The organism is Nocardiopsis sp. iso_25 (assembly GCF_056173305.1).
Genome location: NZ_CM149667.1, coordinates 4,030,775 through 4,056,083 on the forward strand (window position 1 = coordinate 4,030,775; position 25,309 = coordinate 4,056,083).

At 71.8% G+C, this 25,309-nt stretch carries 18 protein-coding genes; 4 read left to right on the forward strand and 14 right to left on the reverse strand.

Annotated elements, in window-relative coordinates:
* The first annotated feature begins 93 nt into the window (after nt 1-93).
* Entirely contained in the window at nt 94-1,155 is a 1,062-nt protein-coding gene (locus tag AC0VX6_RS17415; RefSeq protein WP_475465245.1) for a hypothetical protein, read from the forward strand.
* Here AC0VX6_RS17415 and AC0VX6_RS17420 read toward each other — a convergent pair.
* The 8 genes from AC0VX6_RS17420 to AC0VX6_RS17455 all read right to left on the reverse strand — a co-directional run bounded on the left by AC0VX6_RS17420 (nt 1,109) and on the right by AC0VX6_RS17455 (nt 12,445).
* Nucleotides 1,109-1,702, reverse strand: a complete 594-nt coding sequence (locus tag AC0VX6_RS17420) for a hypothetical protein (protein WP_475465247.1) — start codon at nt 1,700-1,702, stop codon at nt 1,109-1,111. The two genes, AC0VX6_RS17415 and AC0VX6_RS17420, sit on opposite strands and share 47 nt — an antisense overlap.
* 345 nt (nt 1,703-2,047) lie before the next feature.
* Nucleotides 2,048-3,058, reverse strand: a complete 1,011-nt coding sequence (locus AC0VX6_RS17425; protein WP_475465248.1) for an SEC-C metal-binding domain-containing protein — start codon at nt 3,056-3,058, stop codon at nt 2,048-2,050.
* 175 nt (nt 3,059-3,233) lie between these two features.
* On the reverse strand, nt 3,234-6,380 hold the full coding sequence (locus AC0VX6_RS17430) for a HelD family protein (protein ID WP_475465249.1): 3,147 nt from the start codon (nt 6,378-6,380) through the stop codon (nt 3,234-3,236).
* Nucleotides 6,381-6,790: 410 nt separating this feature from the next.
* Nucleotides 6,791-7,555: a hypothetical protein gene (locus tag AC0VX6_RS17435; protein ID WP_475465251.1), complete on the reverse strand. Its 765-nt coding sequence runs from the start codon at nt 7,553-7,555 to the stop codon at nt 6,791-6,793.
* Entirely contained in the window at nt 7,552-9,603 is a 2,052-nt protein-coding gene (locus tag AC0VX6_RS17440) for a hypothetical protein (protein WP_475465252.1), read from the reverse strand. Before AC0VX6_RS17440 ends, AC0VX6_RS17435 begins: the two co-directional genes overlap by 4 nt.
* Nucleotides 9,593-10,438 carry a hypothetical protein gene (locus AC0VX6_RS17445; RefSeq protein WP_475465254.1) on the reverse strand — a complete coding sequence of 282 codons (846 nt, stop codon included), beginning with the start codon at nt 10,436-10,438 and terminating at the stop codon, nt 9,593-9,595. The genes AC0VX6_RS17440 and AC0VX6_RS17445 overlap by 11 nt, the downstream gene beginning before the upstream one ends.
* 114 nt (nt 10,439-10,552) lie before the next feature.
* Nucleotides 10,553-11,263, reverse strand: a complete 711-nt coding sequence (locus AC0VX6_RS17450; protein ID WP_274973738.1) for a Crp/Fnr family transcriptional regulator — start codon at nt 11,261-11,263, stop codon at nt 10,553-10,555.
* 165 nt (nt 11,264-11,428) lie between these two features.
* A complete protein-coding gene (locus AC0VX6_RS17455) occupies nt 11,429-12,445 on the reverse strand; it encodes an SEC-C metal-binding domain-containing protein (RefSeq protein ID WP_475465256.1) in 1,017 nt (338 codons plus the stop codon).
* Nucleotides 12,446-12,787: 342 nt separating this feature from the next.
* Between AC0VX6_RS17455 and AC0VX6_RS17460 the strand changes: the two genes are divergently transcribed.
* Entirely contained in the window at nt 12,788-15,010 is a 2,223-nt protein-coding gene (locus AC0VX6_RS17460) for an FGLLP motif-containing membrane protein (RefSeq protein ID WP_475465257.1), read from the forward strand.
* A 70-nt stretch (nt 15,011-15,080) separates the two neighbouring features.
* Here the strand turns inward: AC0VX6_RS17460 and AC0VX6_RS17465 are convergent, their stop codons facing one another.
* Nucleotides 15,081-15,788 (reverse strand): MgtC/SapB family protein, encoded by a 708-nt coding sequence (locus tag AC0VX6_RS17465; RefSeq protein ID WP_274973741.1) that lies wholly within the window; start codon nt 15,786-15,788, stop codon nt 15,081-15,083.
* A 264-nt stretch (nt 15,789-16,052) separates the two neighbouring features.
* Here AC0VX6_RS17465 and AC0VX6_RS17470 point away from each other — a divergent pair, with 264 nt between their 5' ends.
* A complete protein-coding gene (locus tag AC0VX6_RS17470) occupies nt 16,053-18,281 on the forward strand; it encodes an N-6 DNA methylase (RefSeq protein WP_475465259.1) in 2,229 nt (742 codons plus the stop codon).
* Between the two features lie 158 nt (nt 18,282-18,439).
* Here AC0VX6_RS17470 and AC0VX6_RS17475 read toward each other — a convergent pair whose 3' ends face one another.
* Nucleotides 18,440-19,852, reverse strand: a complete 1,413-nt coding sequence (locus AC0VX6_RS17475; RefSeq protein ID WP_475465261.1) for a purple acid phosphatase family protein — start codon at nt 19,850-19,852, stop codon at nt 18,440-18,442.
* Nucleotides 19,853-19,950: 98 nt separating this feature from the next.
* Nucleotides 19,951-21,600, reverse strand: coding sequence for a serine/threonine-protein kinase (locus AC0VX6_RS17480; protein WP_475465263.1), 1,650 nt, complete (start codon nt 21,598-21,600; stop codon nt 19,951-19,953).
* 244 nt (nt 21,601-21,844) lie between these two features.
* Between AC0VX6_RS17480 and AC0VX6_RS17485 the strand changes: the two genes are divergently transcribed.
* Complete coding sequence (locus AC0VX6_RS17485; RefSeq protein ID WP_475465265.1) at nt 21,845-22,510, forward strand: hypothetical protein; 666 nt, start codon at nt 21,845-21,847, stop codon at nt 22,508-22,510.
* Nucleotides 22,511-22,725: 215 nt separating this feature from the next.
* Here the strand turns inward: AC0VX6_RS17485 and AC0VX6_RS17490 are convergent, their stop codons facing one another.
* The 3 genes from AC0VX6_RS17490 to AC0VX6_RS17500 all read right to left on the reverse strand — a co-directional run bounded on the left by AC0VX6_RS17490 (nt 22,726) and on the right by AC0VX6_RS17500 (nt 25,255).
* On the reverse strand, nt 22,726-23,160 hold the full coding sequence (locus tag AC0VX6_RS17490) for a YchJ family protein (protein ID WP_274973746.1): 435 nt from the start codon (nt 23,158-23,160) through the stop codon (nt 22,726-22,728).
* Nucleotides 23,161-23,322: 162 nt separating this feature from the next.
* A complete protein-coding gene (locus tag AC0VX6_RS17495) occupies nt 23,323-24,291 on the reverse strand; it encodes a serine hydrolase (RefSeq protein WP_475465266.1) in 969 nt (322 codons plus the stop codon).
* 394 nt (nt 24,292-24,685) lie between these two features.
* On the reverse strand, nt 24,686-25,255 hold the full coding sequence (locus AC0VX6_RS17500) for a hypothetical protein (protein WP_475465267.1): 570 nt from the start codon (nt 25,253-25,255) through the stop codon (nt 24,686-24,688).
* Nucleotides 25,256-25,309 lie beyond the last annotated feature (54 nt).

The following is a 25,309-nucleotide window of genomic DNA, read 5'->3' on the forward strand; positions in this document are numbered from 1 at the left end:
GTGCCCCCTTCCCCAGGACCGAGCCCCTCCCCAGCCCTCGACCACGCTCCCACCGATCCACTGGCCGCCGTACGCGGCCGTGTCCTACTCCATGTGAAGAGCCCCGAGCACGCCCCTCTGGTGCAGGTGTCCTCGTCCACCGGTGGTGTGGTCTTCTCCGGACGAAGAGCGGCCTCCCACGTGCGGGACTTCGTCAGAGCCCGCGAACGCCCCTGCCCCGTGGTCCTGGACCCCTCCGCGTACGAGTCCCACGTGGCCACCCCCGAAGCACCCTTCCTCCTCCGGGAATCCAGTCTCTTCGAGGAGGACCAGCTCAGGGAGACACTGCACCAGCTCACCATGAGCGGCGCCGACCTGGTCCTGACACCGACCGGTTTCCTGACGGCGGACGAGAACGGAGCAGAGGCCCTACGACAGGCAGCGGGGCGGGTCGACGCCCTCGACGCCGCCGATGTGGTGTTGGCTGTTCCCCTGGATGCCCTCTGGTTGAGCCGTCGTGAACAGCTGGTGTCCCTCCTGCAGCGGATACGCGCTCCCAAGGCGCTGATCCTGGGTGCCCGCGGCAATCCCGTCGAGTCCGCGTCCCGAGCACAGGCGTTGAGGGAGACCGTCTTCGAGGCGGGAGAAACCGCTCTCCTGCGCACCGACCTGGCGGGGTTGGACGCGATGGTCCACGGTGCTCCGTTCACGTCCATCGGCGACACCTCCTCCACCCGGCACACAGTGCCGCCCTGGGAGGACCCACGGGTGTTCACCAGGAACAGGAGCCCGAACGTCCTGGACCCGAACCTGATGGCCTACGTACGGGGGATGCGGCTCGCCGAGCAGCCCGTGGGCGAACTCCTGCGCTGCACCTGCGTTCCCTGCGTCGAGGCGGGAGAGGCGAGGGGCAGCGGCGCAGTCGGCCGACTGCTGAACACCCTGCACGATCACTCGGACACGGCGCAGGCCCACGCACACAACATGGCTGTCTGGTCGCGGTGGTGGAGTGACCTGAGCCGTGAGACCACCCGCGGAGGGGCTGAGGCCCGGTGGAGAGCCCTGTGCGCGGGCGCTCTGCACCGCTATGGCGAGTACAACGGGCGATTTCTGCGCGCGAACGGTCCGTTCACCCCGTCGGGTGCGCTGAGGTACTGGGCTGGAGAGGGGGGCTGAGGCCTTTCCGCGCGTCCAAAGCCCGGTGGACGCGCTCAGCGAAACGCCAGCGCAGGGCGGCCTCCGCTTCGGAGGCCCTCACCCGGGGTTCCACCAGGACTCGGGCCTCTTCACCCCGCGCCACGGCAAGACCGATGCCGTGGTAGTCGGCCTCCAGCACCGCCCGTTCGAAATCGTCCCCGGGGGTCCCGCACACCGCCATGCGCGGCACTCCCGGGCCGAGACGGCAGGCCTGATCAAGGGCTTCGAAGGGCTCTTCGCCCCACACGGCGGCCATATCCACGTGCACAGGTATGTCGGCCAGCCTCAGGATGCTCCGGTCGCTCCTCCTCAGTGCCCAACCGGGCACCGCTGGGAGAATGGCTCTCTCCCTGCTGGTGAGGGAATCGAGGGGTAGCCGCTCCTCCAGGGGGAGCGCCTGCAGGACCTCGAACACCCCGAGCCTGTCTCCCAGGGTTCGGCCTGCTCTTCGTCGCAGCGCCTCCTGGGCGGCCACCGGGCGGCAGACGACCGTCGTTTCCACTCCCCGGGGACTGAGATCGACCACCGCGGACGGCCCCTGGACCGAACCCACGCACTTCGCGGCGAGAGTGGAGCGTAGGCGTCGTCGGAGATCCATGTCCCGAGTCTGCCAAAGAGACCATGGTGCGAGGTGCCTTTCCACAGCAGGACCGTTGTTGGTCCACCCGAGTCACCGGTTTTCCTCCCGTGTCCCCCCAGATGGGGGATGCGGTGTTCTCCCCGGTGAAGTGGGAGGAGGGGACCCGGAGGTTGGTGGAAGGGTTCTCGCACGGCCTCTGGCATCGGCGGGCAAGGACCCGGGGCCGGGGTGCCCCGCTCTCCTCAGGCTCCGAGGAGAGCGGGCGCATACGGCGTGTGGAGCCGTGTGCGGTCAGCGGTTCGAGGGCGAACCGCAGCACTTCTTGTACTTGCGCCCCGAGTCACACCAGCAGGGCTCGTTACGGCCGGGAGGCCACGCCCGCGACCTCGGGTCGTCCGCGGAGAGCTCCAGGTACACCCAGTCAAGGGCGGTGTCGATGTTCACCGGGTCCTGGCCGGAGCGCTCGGCGAACTCCACGATCTCCTTCACCCCGTGCAGCGCCACGCTCCGCCGCGCCTCCGGGTGTTCGCGGTCCTGCTCCCGGAGGGTTCGTTCGATGGAGCGGTAGTAGACGTCGGCGCCGTGCTCGACGTACTCCCCCGTGAGCAGTCCCCGGGCGCAAGCCTCGTCGAAGACCTCGCGGGAGTAGACCGGTTCCACCTTCTCCTGCGGGCCCTCGTCCTCCCGGGCCCCGCCCTCGTCACCGGAGAAGCCCGCCAGGCCCTCCAGCTGCCGCTGGGCCACGGCCAGGGCCACGTCGTCGTGCGCGTCGCGCGTCAGACCCAGATTCATCCGTGCCAGCAAACGGCTGACGAGCGGCGCCAGGGAGAGATCGTCCTCGTCCCGGAGGTCCTCCGGTGACGCGGCGAGCAACTGGCGGGCGGCGACGTTGTGGCAGCGCAGCGCCTCCTCCCACCGTCCCAGTTCCTGGAGGTCCTCGCCGAGCAGTTGGGCGGGCCCCTCGCCCAGGCGGCCGGGGCGGAGCAGATCGGAGGTGATCCGCTCCGCCTCGGCGGTGTCCCCCGCGTCCCGGCTCTCCCGCAGGAGTTTGACCAGTTCGACGGAGGCGTACTGGCGGTCCTCGGAGGTGGGGAGGTGATCGCGCACGGCCCCCAGCAGGCGACGGGCCCGGTCTCCGCGTCCCGCGCGGTTCAGGTCCTCGGCGAACTCCATGACGAGCTCGCCCGTGCGGTCGGGTTCGGCGGCCAGGTCGTCCAGGAGTCGGCCGGGAAGGTCCAGTTCCCGAAGCGCGGCCGTCAGGGGCGCGTCAACGCTGGTGGTGGCGGGATCGTGGTCGGTCATAGCAACCAGCCTAGGGTTCGCGGGAACCCCGGGCGGTTCGTTATCCGGAAGGCGCCGTCCTCCTCCCCGTCCAGCCCACGGCGGGTCTGCCCGGTGGTGCTCGCGTCCTCGACCGGCCGCACGGCCCCGTTCTCGGCACGGGAACGGGGCCGTCGCGTACGTGCGGCGTGTGGGCTCAGGCCTGGTCGGCGTGCACGCGCTCCCCGGCGATCAGGGCCGCGTTCTCGCCGCGCCACGTGTCCGCCTCCCGCCAGATCACCGACACCCCCAGGGCGCCGAGCAGCGCCGGGGCCGACCAGTCCTCCTCGGGAGGAGCGGGGAGGACGAGGCACACCCGGTCGGCTTCCGCTCCCCGGGCCCAGCGCGCCTCCAGCAACTCCAGGGCCTCACGGCGCAGCCTTTCGTAACCCGTGTCCTCCTCGGGCAGAACGCGGTACAGCACGGACAGGCCGGAGAGATGGCAGAGTACGTCGCCGTTCTCCTGGTCGTCCGGTCGGCTCCCCGCCCGGTACAGGTCGGCGATGAGGCTGTGGCGCAGGAAGCCGTACACGCTCTGGTCCCGGGCCTCCCCCCGCTGTGCGATTCCGGCCAGGAAGAGGCGCAGGTGCTCGGCCGCGGTGGGGTCCTGGGGCCCGGGCTGCGGCGGAACCGGTGGTGTGGGCGCGCTCATCGGCTGCTCCTCGATCCGCTCGGTCGCGGTGTCACGGTGCCTTGTGGTGGTGTCGCTGTGCCTTGTGCGCTGGGAGATCCGGGAGTCGATCCCCGCCCTGTGCTGGGCCCAGCTGCGTTCGGCGTGCACGGTCTGGTAGTCGACCACCGACGCGGCGGACCGGTCCAGGACCAGCCGGTAGCCGTCGCGCTCCAGGTGCCAGCACCCGTCCGTGCGCCGGGCCTGTCGGCCCTCGGTCAGGAAGTCGCCGAGCATGGCGCGGATCTCCACCTCGGCCTCCCTGGCCGTGGCCCTGTGGCGGACCGCGAAACGGGCGCGCGCCGCGGCGCTGACGGTGATCGCGGCAGCCCGCACGGAGGGCTCCAACCGGGCTCCGGTGTCCAGCCCGGAGGGCGAACCCAGCACGGTCGGCTGGCCCTCCGGGCGCCGGGCCCGCCTGGTGCGGTAACCGCCGCATCCGGGCCGCCGGCACCAGCCGTCCGGGGAACTCGTGCGGTTGCGGCACCGCTGACCGTCGGCGTGGTGACGGGTGCAGGTCCTCTCGTGGTCTGTCACGGGGGCGGACGGGTCGACGAGGGTGTCGGGCAGAGGCCCGGTGTGCAGGACGGTCAGGGTCTGGGTGCACCGGGTCAGCGCGACGTAGAGCCGTCCGTGGCCTCCGGGGCCGGAGTCGGATATCTGGCGCGGCTCCACCAGGATGACGTGGTCGAACTCCAGGCCGCTGACGTCGGAGGCCGCCAGGGCTCGGACGGTGCCCTCGGCGGGTGCGGGGCCGGTCGCCAAGGCGTTCGCGATCGGCTGCAGGTACGGGGAGGCGTCGTCGGCGACGATCGCCACGGAGCGCTCGCCTCCCTTGACCAGCAGTTCGGTCGCGCGCTCACGGACACCATCGATCAGGTCCTCAGGGGCGAGACGGGCCATGGTCAGTTCCCCGTCCCGGGGCTCGCGGAGCGTTTCGGGGAAGGTGGTCAGTTCGGAGGCGGCCACGGCGGCGGGGACGGCCGTGTGCATCACCTGGCTGGGGATGCGGTATCCGAGGGTGAGTTCCTGCAGTTCCCAGCCGTCGGGCAGTTCCAGGTGGTCGGTCAGGGCCGCCCAGTCGGTGTGGCTGTGCGTGCCCGTGGACTGGGCGAGGTCGCCCAGGATGGTGAGGGAACCGCTCGGGCAGCGGCGGGCCAGGGCGCGCAGCTGCATGGGGGTGAGGTTCTGTGCCTCGTCCACCACGATGTGCCGGTAGCGGTCGGGGGTGTCTCCGTTGAGGAGGATCCGCAGTTCCTCCAGACAGAGCAGGTCGGCGCTGGTCCAGGACTCCTGCCCGGTCCGGTTGGCCGCGGGCCGGTACAGGGCGGACTGCTCCTCGGCGGTGAGGACGCCCTCGGACGCCTGTCCCAGGACCTGGGCGTCGCCGAGCAGCCTTCGGTAGAGGCGGTTCTCGGAGACCCGGGGCCAGGTGGCGTTGACGGGTCCGGCCAGGGAGGAGGTGATGCGACGGCGCAGTGCCTGTCCCTGGCGGCGGTGCCGGTAGGAGATCTGGTCGAGCATGCGGTCCACGAGCAGGTCGGTGAAGCGCTGGCGGCGGGCGTTGAGGGGTGCGTCCGACTCCAGCACTTCGGCGAAGGTCCGCTCGATGTCGGCCTCGGCCACGGCCAGGGGGCTCTCGTCGACCCGGATTCTGAGCTGATCGCCGTCGAGGAACTTCGACCAGGCCCCCGCGCGTACCGTCTGGCGGACCGCCTGGCGCAGGACCCCGGCCATCCGGGCATCGGACTTGATCCGGTGCTGCTCGGCGGTGTCGTGACCTCCGCTCCGCCCCGGGCACAGGTCGTCGACGCGCAGCGAGGTCACACCGCGTGTGCCCAGTGAGGGCAGCACCTCGCTGACGTAGTCGAGGAAGTACTGGCTGGGGCCGACGACGAGGATCTGGCCCGGGGTGAAGTGGTCGTTGTCCAGCAGCCAGGTGACACGGTGCAGGCCGATCGCGGTCTTGCCGGTCCCCGGACCGCCCTGGACCACCAGCGCCCCGGGCCGGTCGTGGCAGACCAGGTCGAGCTGGTCGCGGTGGATCGTATCGACGATGTCGCGCATGAGACCGTCGCGGGAGCGGTCCAGTTCCCGGAGGAGGAACGGGTCCTGTGCCGTGCCCGCCTCCTGCTCCTTCCGGGCCCGGATCGCGGCCGCCACCTGGGCCGGGGAAGCCTGCTCCGAGGAAGGCTCGTCGGCCTTGCGGACGAGTTCGTCGTGGTAGTCCACCACGCGTTCGCCGTGGCAGCGCAGGCGTCGGCGAAGCGTCACCGCGCCCTTCTCGGTTCCCCGCTCACGGCGCCAGCGGACCGCCGCCGGGCTGGACCACTTGATGACGAAGACGTTCCCGTCCTCGTCCCGGACACTTCTGCGGCCCACGTAGAAGGTCTCGTCGCCGCTCTCCTCCTGAAGGTCCACACGTTGGACGACGAGCTGCTGTCCGCCGAGTTCGTACTGCGCGACCCAGCGTGCGTACTCCTCGTGCTGGGCCGCGCTGTCCTTGGCGCTGGCGGCGGCGTCGGCGGTGGCCAGCCGTGTGGTCTGGCCGCGCTGCCGTTCCAGACATCGGTGGGCCCGGTCCACAGCGGTCTGTTCCTGCTCGATGATCCGTTGGCGGGCGTTGCTCCCCATCGTTTCGCCTCCCTCACGGAGAAAGGTGCGGTGGGCGGCGCCACGGGGGGCGTTGGCGTCACCCTGGTCGGACCGGTCACGGAACAGTCGGCATGCAGAGCCGGGGGGCTCGCGTTCGGAACTCGGTCCGGCTGTCGGGGCTGTGTGCACTCACAGAAACCGTAGGTTCATGACAGCATAGATCGGACTGTGAATACAGCCAACCATGATTACGAAGAAGTTTTTCGACTCTGGTGACCGTGTGTGGCCACACCACTGAGGCGCCCGTTCCCCCGCCCTCGCCTCGACCGCGACCTTCCGGGCAGCGGCACAGGGACAGGACGGAGCCACCGGGCCTGAGGTCACCACGACAGCCCGCACACGGCGGGCCACGGACGCCCATGTCAGCGCCCATGGCCCACCGGTCGGAGTCAGCCCTGCGGCCACCTGTTCCGGAGGCGTTCGATGAGGTCGCGACGCTCGAAGGCCTCGAGGATCTCGGTCAGACGCCGCAACATCGAGGTTCGCTCGTGGTCCTCCAGATCGGACAGGAAGGCGTCCAGGACCGGATCGCCCTCGCTCTCCCGAAGTGTTCTGATGCTCTCGCTGTCCTCCTCCGGTGTGGCCATCAGATCGAGGGCCGCACCGGCGTGCTCGACCTCGTTGAGGCGGTCCGGATTCTGCTCGAACCACCACACGCGCGCCACGAGGGGATCACTGAGGACGTCGCGCCGTAGCTCACGTACCCGGCGCATGCGTACTTGGTGAAGGGCCGCGCGGATCTCCTCCTGTGTACCCACGCGCTCGCGCTCCCGTTCCAGGGCCATGTCATCCGGATCCACAGTCAAGGCCGCTGTCACCGCGAGGTCACGCACCTCCTCCTGTTGGAGGAACCGCCCATCCGCCAGCGCACAGGCGATGTCCGCCTCGGCTGTTCCCCTGTCTCCCAGGTGGAACTGGGCGCTCCGCTCGGAAGCGACCCGGATGACCTCCCGCTGGATGTGTGCCAGGGCCCTCGCACGGGCGGAGGCGCCAGAACCGTTCCACGCGACCGTCGCCTCGAAATCGGCCTCGAACCACATCCCCTCCGAACGGCTGGGCACGCGAGCCTGGAACACGCGTGTCTCGTCCGGGGCCCGGAAGGCGATGCTCCAGATGGGTACGTCGCCCCGCGTACGGAGCCGCTTGTCGGTCACCGGTCCTCCTCGTTCTTGTTCAGTACACGGTGCAGTTCCTCAAGCACCGGTGCCCTCCGTGTATGGGCCTGTCGCCAACGCCTCAAGTTGCGTTTCAGAGTGAGGAGGAATCGCTCGTTGGCCCCAGCCGCGCGCAACAGCATCCGGGAGGTTTCGGAGTCGACCTGTCTCTGGGACAACACGCCGAACCAGGACCAGAGGGCACGACCAGCTTCAGTTCCACCAGAGCCCGCTCCCACCCAGGCAGCGGCCACGACGTCTGGGGCGACCTCTCCCCGTTCCAATTCGCCCATCACCCTCGGCACCGTTCCACCGCCGCGGTCAGCCAGAACCCGCCCCAGAGCCAGTGCCGCGACGAACGCCCTGCGGCCCCTCTCCGCCTTCGCGGTCCACTCGGCCAATTCCTCCAACACCACAGTGGTGTTGCCCGGCTCACCAGCGATGTCTTCCAAGGCTTGGACCAGACTCTGCTCCCACGTCGCCGACGCCTTCTCGGCGACATGCCTCAGCCGTGTCAGGGCAGTTCCCGGCTGAACTCTGCCGTAGACCCGGCACACTTCCACCACGGTCCGGTCGCGCAGGGACACCCCGGACGAGGTAGCCACCTTGTATAGATGGGAACGCACCGCCGGTCCCAGCCCCGAAGAGACGGCGGCTTCGGCGATCACGGGGATCACGTCCCACATCAGGGTCGGAGAGCTTCCCCAGCGGTCGATCATCATCGTGACCGGAGCTGGATCACCGTGGCGTTGTGCCAGGCGCAGCCAGCGGCGACCGGATGCGGCCCTCTCCCTCCAGTCAAGGTCTCTGACGGCTTCGCTGGACCACTCCTGGAGGGACTTCCGCGCGCTGGGATGCTCTCTCCACAGGTAGTCGAGCGCGTCATCACCGAATCCTGGACGGTTGAAGTGGATACGGTCCTCACGCACGTGCGCGCGGATCTCCCGCAGATGGGTGGTCAACCCGTCTCCCGAGACGGGTGTCCGCCACATCGACGGAATCTTCCAGTGATCAGCCAGACTGTGGGCCTGCCGTACAACGACCGTGCGGCGTCCGCCCTCGAGCAGTGCCACGGCCTCCAGAAGCACACGCTGGAACTCCTTTTCCAGATCATGGTGTGCGAACCAGGTGGTCAGTTCCTCCGTGGCGTCGGCGAACCCCTTGAGAACGGAGTCGACCCACGTGTGGTAATCCTCTTCGGACACAGGGAGAGACGGCTGAGCCCTCTTCGCCTCTTGGGCGAGTCTGGTGCCCCGCTCGGGTTCTGCTCCCTCCAATGCTTTGCGGACCTCGGGGGCGTTGGACCACCGCTCCGCTGCGCGGATACCGCAGCGGCTCTCCATCACCTTGCGGAAAACGTCGACGGCACATGCCGGGCCGTCTATGCGCAACCAGGCGTGGTGCTCGGCCAGATAGTCATCCCGTTGGCCTGGACGCGCGATGATGACGAAGAACGCACCGGCCTTGCGCATCTCCTCCACGAGTGCACGCAGGCCAGCGTGTTGAAGCTTGGTAGGCCTGCCCAGGTGTGTCAGGTCGAGGAAACGGGAGTGGTTGGACTCGATGTTGAGGCCCGTGAACCCTCCGTCCCGGTCCTCGGGGTCGGCGACCACCTCTTCGACGGGGATGCCCCCACGCAGTGTGGCGAGGGCGTGCACCGCGGTGATGCCCCTACCCGTTCCGGGCTCTCCGGTGACCACTCCTGTGCCGTGTGCCTTCAGCTCTGCCAGGAAGGTCTCGTAGCGACCGGCGTCACTGGGGCAGAAGGTGGTCATCACGTCGTCGACACGGGACTGGCCGATCCGCGTTGCCTGGCGGAGACGGCGTGTGGTGGACTCCCCGATGTGCTCGTGGTAGTGGACGCCTCCGGGAATGCTTCCCGCACTCACCACCTGGCCTCGGTTGTCACGGACGGTGTTGCTCGATGACCACTGCTTCGGGGGTTCCCTGTCGGACACCGGATGTGATTCGGACTCGGCCCCGGAACCGGGTTCCGCTTCGCTTTCCGGTGGCTTCTCCTCCTCGTTCCGAGCGTCCTCAGCGCTCATCGGTCATGCCCCCGAAGGAGACGCCGCCGTTGACCGTTCCGGCCTGGACCACCTGGCCGCGGTCGTTGTGGCCGACGTTGTTGCCCGTGGTGGGGACGGTCCCGCCCGGCGCGGCGGGGGACTGCCCGGCCGGGCGACTCCGCTCGGGCGCGGGGGCCACCCCGGGTTCGGCGTGCGCGCCGGGGACCCAGGAGGGGGTGGGCACGAACAGGTAGCCCTCGGCCTGGAAGTCCTTGGAGGGGACGGAGGCGTGCACTGGCCGCCAGCGGCTGGCGCGGACGGGGGCGAAGCCGCCGAGCACGACGTCCTCGTAGACGCGGCGGGAGACGATCGTGGCCAGCAGGGTGGTGTCGGGGTCGGAGGCCTCCAGTTCGCGCCGCACGGGCTCGGAGTCCAGCAGCCGGTGGGTGCTGATCATCGCCTCTCCCATGGCGTCGATGCCGCTGCCGTCGCCGGTGTCGGGCAGGGGGCCGACGTCGATGCTGGCGCGCAGCCGCATGCGCAGGTTGCGGTCGAGGGCGGCCAGGTAGGGCTGGGTCCGTTCCAGCTCCTTCTGCAGCTCCTCCAGGAAGGGGCTGATGAGGTAGGGCAGGTGCTCGGGCTCGGCTCCCATGACGTAGCCGTCGCCGCTGTGGCGGGGAAAGCGCGCGTCCTTCCACACCGGGAGCATGTCGGCACGGGTGAACGCCTCCTCCAGCACCTGCGGTATCAACCGGCCGATGTACTGCTGGTGGCGGGCGCTGCTGGCGCTGAACTTCTCCATGTCCACCGCCAGCACGGCGCGGTAGGGAGGGAGGGGCTCGCTCTTGCCGATGCGGGACAGGTCGATCTCCACCGGGGACTCCTGGGGGTGCGGGGGCCCTCTCTCGGGCCGGACGGGACCACACTCCCCGGCACACGAGTCCCGTGGTGTTCAGTTCTGAACACAGGAGGCGTGGAGTGTCCGCCGTCACACCGGTTCGTCTCCGGCCGCCAGGGCCTCCAGCGCCTCCAGGTCGAGGATGGCCACGTACTGCCGTCCGGTGCGGATGACGCCCCGCTCCCGCAGGGAGGTGTAGGCGTGGTGGAGGGAGGTGCGCGACATGCCCGCGAATCCGGCGATCTCGCTCTGGGCCAGAGGGACTCCCAACAGGCATCCGCGCGTGACCGGTGCGCCGTCCTCGGACAGGGGTGCGGGGAGGGGTTCGCCCATCACCGAGGCGAGGTGGAGCAGGGCGGCGGGCAGCCTGCGGTCGGCGGGGAGGGAGGACTGCTGCACCCTGAGGCGGTCGCCCTCGTCCTGACGCATGAGGGCGCTGTGCCACAGCGCGTTGCCCAGACCGAGTTCGTCGACGACCCTGCGGAAGCGGTCCGCGGGGAGGAAGGCGGTCGTGCTCGGGCACAGGGCCGTGACCGTGGCGTTCCTGGGGCGCTCGGCCCCGGCGAGGACGGACTCCCCCAGCATCTCCCCGCGGGTGCGGAAGGCCAGGGGGACGCAGGAGCCGTCGGCCCTGATGGAGACCACCTTGGCGCGGCCGTTCAGCACGAGGTGCACCCCTCCGCCGACCTCGCCCTGTCGCAGAAGCGCCTCCCCCCGGGCGAACCTGCGTGTCACCGCCGACGCGGTCAAGCGCTCCCACTGTTCGTCGGTGACCAGTCCTCCGAAGCCGTGCCTGTCCACGCTCGCGACTCTCCTCTTTCCCAGGGCTGTGACCGGCAGGGCGATTCTCACCGGTCGTGTCCGCCCGGGCGCGGTGGTGGCCGGGTCCGGCCACCACCGGCAAGGTCCGGTTTCAGGGGGAGCCGAGGAGCGCCCGTGGGACCTTGCCGTCGGAGGCGGCGCGGGTCACCGGTTGGACGGTGAGCCGCAGCACTTCTTGTACTTGCGTCCCGAGGCGCACCAGCAGGGCTCGTTGCGGCCGGGCGGCCACGACCGCAGCCTCGGGTCGTCCGCGGAGAGCTCCAGGTCCGACCAGGTCCGGACGGTGTCGTCGTCCGCCGGGTCCAATCCGGAGCGCTCGGCGAACTCGACGATGTCCTCCACGCCGTGCAGTACCACGCCCCGCTGCGTTCCGGGGTGTTCGCGGTCGCGCTCGCGCAGACTCCGTTCGGCGGCGCGGTAGTAGGCGTCGTCGCCGTGCTCGGCGGCCTGCCCCGTGAGCAGTCCCCGGACGCGGGCCCCGTCGAAGGCCGCGCGGGAGTAGAGCGCCTCCACCTCCCGGGCCGGGCCGTCTTCCTCCGGCCAGCCCTCTTCCTCGTAGGGCAGGCCCAGCGCGCCCTGCGCCTGCCGTTGGGCCACGACCAGGGCCACCTCGTCGTGGCCGTCGTGCGGCAGGCCGAGGTTCATGCGCGCCAGCAGGCGGTTGACGATCGGCGACAGGGAGAGGTCGTCCTCGTCGGCGAGCTCCTCCGGCGGCTCGGCGAGCAGTTGCCGGGCGGCGATGTTGAAGCAGCGCAGCGCCTCGTCCCAGCGCTCCAGCTCCCGCAGGTCCTCACCGAGCAGGTCGGCGGGCCCCTCGTCCAGGTGGCCCGGACGCAGCAGTTCGGAGGTGATCCGCTCCGCCTCCGCCCTGTCCCGCGGGTCCGAGCTCTCCCGCAGCAGGTCGGCCAGTTCAACGGAGGCGTACTGGCCGTCCTCGGAGGTGGGAGGGTGCTCGCGCACGGTCTCCAGCAGGCGGCGGGCCTGGTCGTCGCGTCCCGCACGGCGCAGTTCCACGGCGGAGTCCATGAGGACCTCGCCGGTGTCGTCGGGGTAGGCGGCCAGCTCCTTCCGGACGCGGCCGGGCAGGTCCGGTTCCCGGAGCGCGACCGTCAGGGGCGTGTCGCCACCGACCGGGGCGGTGGAGGAGGCCTGGTCGTTCATGGCCACCAGGTTAGAAGCCGCCGGAACGGCGGACGACCCGTTTCCCGAAACAGGGAGGGCGAAAGGTGTTTCCCGGCGGCGCGCGACGGAGCTCACAGCATTCGACGGAAACTTTTCCTGCGGGCGTCGAAAAAGAAGGAAAGAAACACGGTCACAGAAACACACCAGCACCATGAACTGCACGGACAGAGCACCGACGCGCCAATCACGTCGGATGTCAGGATGCCACGGACGTACTTCGCATTCACTCCGAGGCCGCATCAGGCCATTTTCCCGCGCAGAACTCCGAAACCGTTCATGATGGGAAACGTCCCCCACTAACTGAATCAGCCGGGAGCAGCCATGACGCGTACCTGGGGAAGTCGGTATCGAGCGACCGAAGAGCGGCCTCCGGGCCGGAGCCAGCGACTCACCGCCCTCACGACCCTGTCAGTCCTCTTCTGTCTGGGGACCGGCTCCGCCGCGTGGGCCTCGGAGAACGACGGCGAGAGCGCTGACCTCGTCGCGGCTCCCGACGTGGTCTTCGAGGAGGAGTTGGGCACGCTCTTCGACCCCGTGGAGACCGTGCCTGACGCCCAGGGCGTCACCGGCCACCTCTTCGGCAACGGTGAGGACACCGCCTACCTGTTCGCCCTGCGGGACGCCGAACCCTGCGCCCTCCCGGAGGGCGCAGGCGGCACCGATGGCGAGGGGAGCCGGGGAGTCCGGGTGACGGTCGCCGTGACGGAGATGGGCTCCCAGGAGTGGGTGACCGTGGAGCCCCTCCGAACCGACGTGTACTACGCCGCCCCCGATGACCTGGTCGTGGAGATCGTCGAGCCCTTCCGCGAGTTCGTCTACGGCGCCGCGCGCGTACGGATCGACTGCCTGGCTCCCGGCGGCGAGTGGGAGCGGGCCGCGCTGACCGGGCTCAACCTCACCTCGGTGAGCCAGAGCGGCGGAGGGGCGGAGTTCTTCGTGGACCGGTTCTCCCCCGTGGTGGAGGACGGGGTGGTCCCGCTCGACCTGAACACCGAGGAGTACGTCGCGGGCGACCAGACCACCCCGGTGATGGAGGAGCTGCGGGCTGAGCTGGACGGCGAGCCGGTGGAGCTGTCGGGCACGGGCAGTACCGGGCAGGTGCTGGTACCCGAGGGAACGGAACCGGGCCTGCACGTTCTCACACTGGTCCGGGAACACGAGTTCACCCCGGGATGGGTGGACGTCCCCGTCATCACCGGGTTCGCCGCAGCCCCGGCCGCACCGGCGCCCGTGGCCGTGGCCGTGCAGGACCCTGGCCTCCCCCGCGTGGACGAGCTGCGCACGGACCCCCAGACCCTGCTCCTCGCCCTGGGCGCGAGCGCGGTGGCGGCCGGTGCCCTCATGCTCATGGTCGGGTTCCCCTCCGACATCTTCAACAAGTCGGTGGAGGCCAACCAGGGGCGGGTGCGCCAGTGGTGGAACGGTGTGCGGGCGGCCCTGGCGGGGCGGCGGGGCAGGCCTCGGGCGGTCTTCACCCTGCGTTCGGTCCTGGCCTTCCTCGTGTTCTGGGTGGCGGCCGCGGCGCTGCCGGTCCTGTTGAACTGGAACCCGGGCCCGCAGGCGACTCCGCTGCTGGACTTCCTGGGTCTGCTGGTGGCGGTCTTCTTCGTCACCGCCTTCTACGCCGGGATCGTCGACGACCGGGATACAGCGTGGTCCGGCGTCCGGGGCCGGTTCGAGGTCCTGCCGACGGGCCTGGCCATCGTGGCGCTGTGCTCGGCGCTCTCAGCCGCCCTGGACTTCGAACCGGGGTACTTCTACGGGCTGATCGCCGGGTTCGCGGCGGTAGTCGACCGGCGGTCGCGGCTCGACATGCCGGTGCGCGTGCGGGAGGACTTCGCGCGCGTGCGCGAGGGGCGGGCGACGATGCTGGGCGCGGTCTTCATCCTCGTCCTGAGCGCGGCCTGCTACCTGGTCTGGAGCGCGTTGAGCCCCGCGGCGCAGCGGGAGGACGCCTCCTTCGTGCTGCGGCTGGCCGACAAGGCCCTGTTCTCCACCGTGCTGCTGGGCGTGCAGACCGTCGTCTTCGGGCTCCTGCCGATGAAGTTCCTGGACGGGTACCGGCTCTGGAGCTGGGGCGCCGTTCCCTGGGCGGCGGTGTACCTGCCGGGCCTGTTCCTCTTCGTCTACCTGATGCACATGCACCCGGCCCAGGTCTCGGCGCAGACCGTCCCCGAGTCCCTCGTCAACACCCTGGTCCTGTTCGCGGGCTTCGGTGTGCTGTCCCTGGCGGTGTGGCTGTTCTTCGTCTGGCGCTCCCGGCGGGACGAGCGGCCCGCGGCGCGGTCGACGCGGAACGGACTGCCCGCACCGGCTCCGGTCCCCGGACCGGGCGAGGCGCCCCCGGTGCCCGTGGGGGCCGCAGCCGCGGTGCCCGATGCCGGGCGTGAACAGGTTCCGGACCTCCCCGCCGCACCCGCGCCGGAACCGGAGGACGATCCGAGCGGGAGCCGGAAGGAAGGGCGTTCCGGCACCTCCGGAGAAGGGAGTCCGGAAAGCGCACGGGAGGAACCCGCGGAAGACACGGAGGGACCGACGGGGTGAGGAACTCCGGCGCAGAACCTCCGCGGGGGCCGCCCCTGTCCGGGGTGCCCGCTGGGAGCGACCGGTTCCCTCACTCCGCGTCCTCGGCCAGCTCCTGCCAGCGCACGGACGAGACCTCCGGCTCCAGGCTGAGCCTCCTGACCAGCTGTTCCACGGCTTCGTCCTGGCGTGCGCCCGCGAAGACGTCGGCGTACACGGACACCAGGTCCTCGCCCTCGTCCAGGTGGCGGCAGTCCAGGGAGCGCAGTGTGAACTCGGTTTCGGACAGCGCCTGGAGCAGCAGGGCCCGTACGTGGGGGTCCTGGGCGTTCGTGCACACGATCCGGATCCGGTAGACGGTCTCCTCGTCCTTGGAGTTGGCGGGCGAACTCTTCTGCAGCCGCCGGGCCACCGGGCGCAGCAGGACGTTGGCGGCCACCACCGCCACCGCGCCCATCGCCGCGACCAGGTAGACGCCGCTTCCGGCCAGGACTCCCACGGCGGCGGCGCACCAGATCGTCGCGGCCGTGTTGATGCCGCGGATGTTGATGCCGTCGCGCAGGATGACGCCCGCGCCGAGGAAGCCGATGCCCGACACCACCTGGGCCGCGACACGCGTGGGGCTGACCTCGTCCACGGCGTAGGCGGCCAGCAGGACGAACAGCGCCGACCCCACGGCGACGAGCGCGTTGGTACGAAGGCCGGCCATGCGAGCCCGCCACTGGCGTTCGACGCCGACCAGGGCGCCCAGTCCGAACGCGCAGCCGAGCCGGAGTGCGGCCTCCCACCATTCCAACATCGGCCCACTCCCCCACAGGTCGCCCGTCCGATCCGCTTCGCGGGGATCGCGCGGCGCCGGAACACCGACGCGTACGCGATATCACGCCCATCTCACCGGATACTGGACACGGCTACCCGCTCCTCACCCGCGTACACCCGTCCTACTGTGAAGCCGCCCAACCATCACGGACCCCCAGATCAGAAGTCCGCGAACAGGGTTTTCACCCGGCGCGTGTGTATAGTCGTGACCGGTCTGCTGTCGTCCCGGACGGGTGGGGAAGCCATGGGCACCGGTGAGGTGGAGGTGAGCTCGGCCGACATCGCCAGGATCGCGGGCGTGAAGCCGACGGCGGTGAGCAACTGGCGGCGCCGCCACGACGACTTCCCCCAACCGGTGGGGGGCACCGACCGCAGCCCCCGCTTCGACCTGGGGCAGGTGGAGGAGTGGCTGTCCACCCACCGCCAGGTCCCGAGCATCGACCCCGACCAGCGCCTGTGGCAGGCTCTGGACTCCCTGCGCGGCTCCGTCCCCGTCGACGCTGTGCTCGTCCAGGCCGGGGTGCTGCTGTGGCACCTGAGCCGCGATCCTGAGGCCGGGAAGCACGGCACCGGGGAAGCCGGGGAACCGGACGGATCCGCGCTGGCGGTGCACGCCCGGTGGAGTTTCGAGGATCTCCTCGAAGGCGCGGGTCTGGCCGCTCTGTCCGCGCGCCGCCCCGAACCCGTTCCGGACGCCCACCTGGGTCCGTTGGCCGACGCGGCGGTGCGCGCCGCGTGGGAGAGCGATCCGCGGGCCGCCTTCGAGCGCCTGCTCAGCCGCCTGGACCAGCGCTCCCCCTCCGGCTCGCACACGGTCCCGCCCGAGCTGGCCGACCTCATGGCGGGTCTGGCCGGAACCGGGAACGCCGGAACCGCCCGCGAGGACGGCGGAGGCGAGCACGCCGGGACGGGGAACACCGCAACCGGCCCCGAGGACACCGCGGCCCCGGAGGAGGACAGCGCCGGGAACGGGGACGGTCCCGCCGGTACCGTGGCCGACCCCGCCTGCGGGCGGGGCGGGCTGCTGCTCGCCGCCGCGCGCGGTGGACGGCGCGCCCTGCTGGGCCAGGACCGGGACGCGGCCTCGGTGTGGCTGGCCGCCCTGCGCCTGGCCTTCGCCGGCGCCCTGACCGGGGAGGCGGACCTGCGGGTGGCCGACGCGCTGCGCCTGCCCGCGTTCGCCCCGAACGCACCGGACGGCGCGGAAGGCGCCGACGCGGTCGTGTGCGCCCCGCCCTTCGGCGAACGCAACTGGGGCGTCGAGGAACTCGCGGAGGACCCCCGGTGGACGTACGGGGTCCCCCCGCGCCTGGAGTCCGACCTGGCCTGGGTCCAGCACTGCCTGTCCCTGGCCCGGCCGGGGGGCTCGGTGGTCGTGCTGATGCCCCCGGGCGCCGCCCAGCGCCCCTCGGGGAGGCGCATCCGCCGGTCGCTGCTGCGCGCGGGCGCCTTCCGCGCGGTGGTCTCGCTCCCGCCCGGGTTCGCGGCCCACTACGCCGTTCCCCTCCAGCTGTGGGTGCTGCGCCGACCGGAGCGGGACGCGGTCCCCGCTCCCGTGCTGCTCGTGGACACCGCCCCGCACGAGCCCGGGCAGACCTGCCCGCCGGGCGGGGTCCTCGGCCGGATCGACCGGCTCTGGCGGGAGTACCTGGCCGACCCGGAGGGGTTCGACGAGCACCCGGGGGTGGCGCGGGCGCTGGAGGTGGCCGACCTGCTGGACGAGGACGTCGACCTGACCCCCCGCACGCGCCTTCCGGTTCCGCGCGCCGCGGCGGGCGACCTGGACCTGTTCGCCGAGCGGCGCACGCGCCTGGAGGGCGCGCTGCGTACGCTGCGCACGCTCCTGCCCGAGGCGCCGCGGGTGGAGCCCGGCGGCGAGGCGGTCGGGGTGGTCACGCTCGGCGAGCTGGCCCGGGCCGGGTCGGTGACGATCCGGCGGCCCCTTCCCCGGCGTTCGGCGGAGGAGGCGGGCCCGCGCACCAGCGCCAGGGTGATCAGCGGTGAGGACGTGGCCCGCGGGCTGGGGGCCTCGCGCACGGAGGAGGTGGACGCCGACCCGATGCGCAACCCCCCGATCCAGGAGGGCGACGTGCTCATCCCGGCGGTGGCTCCGAGACCCGCCGCGCGGGTGGCGACCGGGGACGACGCGGGCGCCTACCCCGGCGGCGGCCTGTACGTGGTGCGCACGAACCCGGGCGCGGTGGACCCGTGGTTCCTGGCGGGGTTCGTCACCAGCTCCGGGGAGAGCCGGAACATCACCCGGATGAGCAGCAGCATGCGGGGCCACCTGAGGATCGACCCGTCCCGGATGCGGCTCCCGGTGCTGCCGGTGGAGGAGCAGAGGCGGTACGGGGACCTCTTCCGGAGGGTGGCGCGGTTCCGGGAGGCGCTGCTGGAGTTGCAGGGGTGGGGCGAGGAGTTGGCCGACCAGGCCGTCGACCTGGTCGCCGGGCGGTGGGAGACCCCCTCCTGAGGGATGGGGAACGCCGGACCGCCGTAGGCCCGGCGGCCTCGTACGCGTGACGGCTTCGGGATGTCGAATGCCTTGAAACCCTCCGCGGCCCGGCTGCCCTCCGGCCGTGGTCGGGCGGCACCGGCCGCCCCGAGGGCGCGTACGACGGGGACGGTGCCTCAGGAGCCGTCGGTGACGCGCTTGCCGTCCCCGTCCCGGACGATGGTGAAGGAGTCCACGAGCCGGCCGTCGGCTGTGCTGGACCGGTACTCCAGGGTGTCGCCGTCCACCGACACCGTCTGGAAGGTCTGGGTGTCGGTGCGCTGCACGCGCACCTCGGCGCCGTTGTCGGTCCAGTTGCCCTCGGCCGCGTCGTAGGTCTTGGGGCCGGTCACCGCGACCACGTAGACCGGTCCGGTGTGCGTGCCGGAATCGCCGGTCCGGTGCTCGGCCATGTTGCCGCGGGTGTAGGAGTGGTCGTGTCCCTGCAGGACCAGATCCACGTCGTACTCCTCCAGCACCGGCAGCCACGCCTCACGCAGCGGCGCGTTGTCGCGGACGGGGTCGGCGGAGAAGACCGGGTGGTGGAAGGTGACCACGGTCCACTCGTGGGGGTTGTCGGCCAGCACCCCCTCCAGCCACCGCCGCTGCGTGTCCAGCCACCGCTCGGTCTCGTCCGAAGGCACCTCGCGGTAGTTGGAGTTGAGCACCACGAACCGCACGCCCTGGTAGTCGGTGTGGTAGACCGTCCCGGCCAGGTCCGCGCCCTGGTCGGGGCCGTTGCCCGCGCCGCGGAACTGCGGAACCCAGTGTTCGCTCAGTCCGCCGTCGTACTCGTGGTTGCCGGGCGTGGCCACGTGGTTCATGCTTCCGGTGGCCGGGCCGAAGGCGTCGAACCACTCGTCCCACTCCGAGCCGCTGTCGGCGGAGTCGACCAGGTCGCCGGAGTGCACGGCCAACTCGGCGTCGGGCGCGGCCTCCAGGCCGGCCCTGACCACGGGGGCGGCCTCGTCGGTGATGTCGTTCTGGATGTCGCCGAAGTACAGGAAGCTGAAGGGTTCGGCCCCCTCGGCGGCGGTGGTGAAGGTGCGCCAGTCGCTCACCGCTCCGCCCGCGTCACCGCCCCCGCCGCCCCCTCCGGCGACTTCACCGCCTTCGCCGCCTTCGCCGTCCGCACCGATCCGGTAGCGGTAGGCGGTGTCCGGTTCCAGGTCGGTGGCCGTGGCCGTGAAGGTGGAACCGGGCTCCTCCCCTCCCGTGGCCCGCCCCTGCACCCGGGTGGGTTGCGCCGACTCGTCCTCGGGGCCGATCTCCAGGAAGGCCTCCCGCGCACCGTAGGCGCGCCAGGTCACGGTCTGGGAGGTGCTGGGGTCGGCGGTGGGTGAGAGCAGGACGCGGTCGACGGGCCGCTCAGGCGGGGCCTCGGGGGTGCAGGCGCCCAGCCCGACCGTGAGGACCGCGCCGCCGAGGGCCGCGAGCGCGCGGAACGCAGCGGAGCGGGACCGGAGCGGGCCGGACCCGGCCGAGCGGTCCCGCGGGGATCGGGGCGGCGCCGGGCGGGGCCGCGGAGCGCGGGACGGAGCGTCGGGCATGAGGAGGACTGTCCTTTCTGACGGCGGACCGGTGCCGCTGGCGCGAAGGGGCGGCGGGGAGCCGCCCGTGTGACGGCTCCCCCGGTCTACCAGGCCAGCTACCCGATCAGGGAGTCGAGCATGGGCCCGAACTCCTCGTCGGAGGTCAGCAGTTCCACCGACCTGTGCTCGTGGTCGATCCTGGCCCCCACGGGACGCAGGTCGGGCGGCGTGCCCTGGTCGCGCGAGCGCGAGCCGGGGTGCCACCAGTAGAGCTGGGCGCTGACGGGCTTGTCGCCGTCGGCGGTGAACCGCTCGGCGACCTGCTGCATGTGGTCCAGGGCCGCGATCGGGTGGCCCTGTCCCAGGGGGTGGGCCAGGAGCACCTCGGGAACGGGGAAGGCCACGAGCGCGCCGTGCGGCAGGTCGCCGAGGTAGCGGTCGAGGGCGTGCGCGTGCGCCGCCACGTAGGGGTGCTGGCCGCCGATGTGCACGATGCGCGCACCGTCGGCCTCGTGCTCGCTGACCTCGACGGTCTCGGCCACGGAGGCGGCCACCGCCTCGGCGAAGACCTCGCCGTCGGGACGGCCGGAGCGCTCGTGCACCTGGCGGGGCAGCGGCCTCAGCGAGTCGGCGGCGTCCACGACCACGGTCTGCCACAGCCCAGGGGCGACCTCGCGGGTCAGGAGGGATTCCAGCACACCCTCGGGGAAGGCGGAGGCGGGGTAGAGGCGCACCCGGAGGCGTCCGTCGGTGTCGCCGCCGCCCTGCCCGGTGGCCTGGCTGAGCTGTTCGACGGACGTGCGCGCGAACTGGGCGGTGTTGTGCGCGATCTGCTCGGGGGCGGCCTCGCTCAGCGCGGCGCGCAGTCCGCTGATGTCGGCGCTGGCGTGGTTGCCGTCGGGCAGCGTGACGACGAGCGTGTCGGCGCCCTGGAAGGCGGCGCCCACCCCGGCCTCGGCGAAGGCCGCCGCCAGGGAGACGGCCACCGTGTCGTCGGGGTCCGGTGCGGAGGGGGCGCCGGCCGGGTCCGCGTTCCGCGTACCGGTGGAGGGCGACTCCGCGGAGGAGCCGTCGGCGCCCTGCTCCCGCTCACGCGCGGCGCCGGCCATGAAGCTGGCGAAGCGGGCGGCCAGGTCGGTCCGCTGCTCCTCCCCGACGATGACGGCCTGGTCGAAGGTGTCCCCCATGTCGGCCTCCATGAGGACCGCGCCCCCGAAGTCGAACACGCGCAGGCGGGTCGGCGGCAGGAAGACGGCGCGCAGCCCCTCCTGCTCGCACGCCCGCACCAGGGCCGCGCCGAACTCCTCGCGCGTCCGTTCGGGCTCCAGTTCGCGCGCCTGTTCCAGCCGGGCGCCGAGCCAGTCGGGGATGCGGTCGTGCGCGCGCGGAAAGCGCTCCAGTTCCTGGGCGTAGATGAGCGGGCTGGTCCCGGGCGGCAGGTCGGGCTCGGTGTCGTGGTTGTACTCGACGTTGAACCGGTGCGAGTGGTGGACCGAGAGGACCATGGAGAGCCAGGTGCCCGCGCCCTCCTGGAATCCGGACCGCTTGAGCGTGTCGACCAGGTCGCCGACGCCGCCGGGCACCTCCAGCTGCCGGACCTGGCCGTCCGCCTCCTGGACGGCGAGCATGTCGGCGCGGTACGCGCCGATCACCCTGGCCAGGTAGGTGAGCTGTTGCCAGCCCTCCGGGACGACCGCGACCAGTCGCCCGGCGAGGTCCTGGAGGACCTCGCCCTGTTCGAGGGGGCCGGGAGGTTGGGGAGTCATGTGGGGCTCCGTGTCCGTGTGGGTGCGTTCGGTCGGTTGCGCGCTTCCTTCCTATCGTGCCGGGAGGACGGAGCGTGACCTCGCCCGTACCTGACGCTGTCCGCCGCGTGCCGCCGCCCGTTCACGCGGTCCGGGCGCCGCTTCGACCCTCCGTCGCGGAACCGCTACCGTGAACTCCGCCCTGTCGTGGCCGTCCCACCCCGCCGCGGTCGCGCTCTCTCCCCCGGACCTGATACGGACTTTCATGAATTCCCTACGTATGCGCCACAACGCCTCCCTCCTGGTCGGCGCCCTCCTTCTCGCGGTGACGGCCTGCGGCGGCGGTGAAGGCGAGGAGGCCGCCGCCGACGAGGAGAAGGTCGTGCTGGACCTGGCCGAGTTCACGCGCGACGGGGTTCCCGACAGCGTCGACAGGCTCCGCCCCGAGGACCTGCCGGAGAAGCCCACGAGTGCCGAGCCGATGAACGTGCGCATGGCCTGGAACGCCATGGAGATGGCGCACAAGGCGGGCAACCACGTGGACCCCGACGCGACGGCCGAGTGCCCCGGCCCGGAGCTGGAGCCCGAGGTCGGAGCCACCCTGACCTGCGACGTCGTGTACATGGGCGAGGAGTTCACCTGGGACATGGAGGTGACCAGCGGGGGCGTCCTCATCCAGTACGAGCAGACGCTGTCGCCGGTGCCGGTGACCCGCGAGCGGGTGGAGCACCTGGTGCGCTGGCAGGTGCGGGGCGAGTACGTGCGGTGCGACATGCCCGAGATGGTGACCGCCGAGCACGGTGAGGACGCCGGTGTGACGTGCGAGTCCTGGAACGACTACGCCCACAGCACGCACCGCGTCACGGTGAGCCAGGACGGCATGCACGGGATCGAGACGCCGGAGAGCGACTACGGGGCCGAGGCCGCCTGACCTCGGGGTGGGCGGTCCCGGGGCCCCGGGGCCGTGTACGGGACCGCCATACGGACGGGGCCCGCTGGGCTCCCGGCGACTTCACCGCCCTGCGGGCGGGTGCCCGGACACCCGCCCGGGCCATCGGGGAGCGGGTACCCGCCCGCGCCGTCGGGGACCGGGTGCCCGGCCGGGACGGAGGGCTGCCCGCCGGGCCCCTGCCGTCCGCGGGGCCCTCAGTCCGCGAGCGCGTCGAGGTAGACCCAGGCGCCCTCGTGGCGCACGAAGCGACTGTTCTCGACGAGCGCCTCGTCGCGGGCGCCCTCGCGGTAGGAGGCGCGGAAGGCGACCGTGCCCTCGTTGTGGAACGGGGTGCCCTCGGTGGTGGACAGGATCTCCAGGCGCACCCACTCGGTGCCGGGATCCAGGTCCAGGTGCCGCGGCCTGGTGCTCGGGTGCCAGGTCCGCAGGAGGTGGTCGCGGTCGCCGACGGCGAAGGCGCTGTAGCGGGAACGCATGAGCTGTTCGGCGGTGGACGCCGCTGCCCGCCCGCTGTGCAGGCGGCCGCAGCAGTCCCGGTAGACCGACGGGCCGCCGCAGGGGCAGGGCGCCTCGGGGTCGGCCGCGGGCCGGGGCGGGGACGTGCGGTGGCGGGTTCTGCGCTGCGACATGTCCTCCATTGTGGCGTCCCGCCCCCGCTGGCGGTGCCAGGTCCGGAGCGGGGGCGCCGCGGAGCCGGGCCGGGCGCTGGCCCGGGTCTGGCCGCGGAGCCGGGCCGGGTCCTGACCGGGGTCGGCCCCCGGGGACCGCAGGCGGTGAAGCGAGGCCTGCGTTCAGGCGCGGCCCGAACCGTCGGAGCCGTCCGATCCGTCGGACAGGGGCTCCAGCGGCGGGTCGGTCGGCGGCGTCCCGATCCGCACGTCCTGGCCGGTGAGGCCGGAGTGCACCTCGGCCGCCACGGACTCGACGGTGTCCACCCCGTACCGCATTCCGTCGTTGTCGTCGGTCAGGACGACGATGTCGTAGTCGCCCACCGGGGTGTCGCGGAAGCCGCCGATGCTGTGCACCCGCCAGAGGCCGGTGTCGGTGTGGGGCAGCCAGCCGTTCTTGAGGTGGACCTCGGCGTCGGCGGGTGCTCCCGAGGGCACACCCCAGCGCTGTTCCCCGATGATGTCGCCCATGAGGCCGCGCGCGAACTCGCGCTCCCCCTGACCGAGCACGTCGTTGTCGGTGCGCAGCAGGCGGAGCAGGGTGAGCTGGTCGGAGACGGTGATCCCCATCAGCCCGACGTAGCCCTCGGGGTCCGGTTTCGTGGCGTCCATACCCGCCAGATCCAGGAACCGCTGGATGCGCTCGGCGCCGATCCGGTTGCGCAGCTCCGTGGCGGCGTCGTTGTCCGAGACGGTGATCATGGCCGTCACCAGGTCCCTCTCCTCAGCGGTGAGCTCCCGGTTCTCGTCCATGGCGGTGCGCAGCAGCGCACCGAGGACGACGACCTTGCCGACGCTGGCCGCGTCGAACTCCGCGTCGGGGTCGAGTCCGCAGGTGAGGTCGCCGCCGTGCGCGGAGACCCCCACGGCGACGGTCCCCTCCCGCTCGTCCACACGCTCGCGGATCCCCCCGTCGAGCCGTCGCGCGAGGTCGGGGTGGGACTCGGAGGTGCAGATCGGCTCCTGTGCGGTGTCCGTTGCTGCGACGGACGGTGCGGCGGCGGCCGAACCGGCGGTGAGCGCGGCGGCGAGGACCACGGCGGCGGACCGTGCCGGGCGTCGGTACCCGGCGGGTGTGCGGTCGGCGGACATGGAAGGGGCCCTCCCTCGTTCGGCGGATCGGGGCGGCGCAGCAGGCCGCGGACGGACCGACGGACACCCTTGGGACTCAAACGAGTGCACAGGGTGATCGACCGGTGCCCTTCGATTCTCGGTGTCCGGGCTCCGCCACGCGTGAGCGACACGGGGTACCGCGCCTCCGCGAAGCGGTAGCGCGGAGGGGGCACGAGGAGAGCCGCACCGCGCACGGAAAGGCGCGGACCGCCGGTCGGTTCCCACTCGCCCTCCGACCGGAGGTCCGCTGGAGACGGCCCCCGTCCGGGCCGTCCGCTCTATCCCACCTCGACGGTGTAGGTCTCACCCAGGCCGAGGGCGACGGCAGCTGGAAGGGCCGACGCGATCGGACCCAGCACCCGCCCGCAGACGCTTACTCCAGCGTCCACTCGCAGTCGCCGGACAGTTCCAGGGCGACGTCGCCCTCCTGGACCACGACGGACCCGGGTCCCTCGATGTTGTTGTTGGCGATGATGTCGTCGAGTTCTCCGGACAGGCCCGACAGGCGGGCGTAGTAGCACATGGGGAGGATGCCGTCCGGGTCCGGCCCGTCAGTGGTGTACGTGCCGGGCTCGATGTCCTCGCCGACGCGGTGGATACCGTTACCGATGCCGGAGGGGGTCTCGGGCTCCTCCTCCGCGGGCTGCTCCTCGACAGCCTCCTCCGCGGCCGGTTCCTCGGCGGCGGCGGTCTCCTCGTCGGCCTCCTCAGCAGCGGACCCTCCGGCGGTCTCACCGCCCGCCTCCTCCCGGGTGGCGGAGGGCTCCGAGGCCCCGCTGTCGAGGTCGTCCCCGCCCAGCACGGCCACGCACCCGACGAGCAGGAACAGGAAGAGGAGGACGCCGAGGCATCCGCCGCAGCCGAGTCCGACCTTCTTCCCGGTGGACATGCCCCGGTTGGCGGGCGGGGGCGGCGGGCCGTAGGGCGGCTGGGGCGAGGTCATGGTGTGCTCCGGTCTGTGTGCAGGGGGCAGCACGGGGCGCTGCCGGGATGTGCG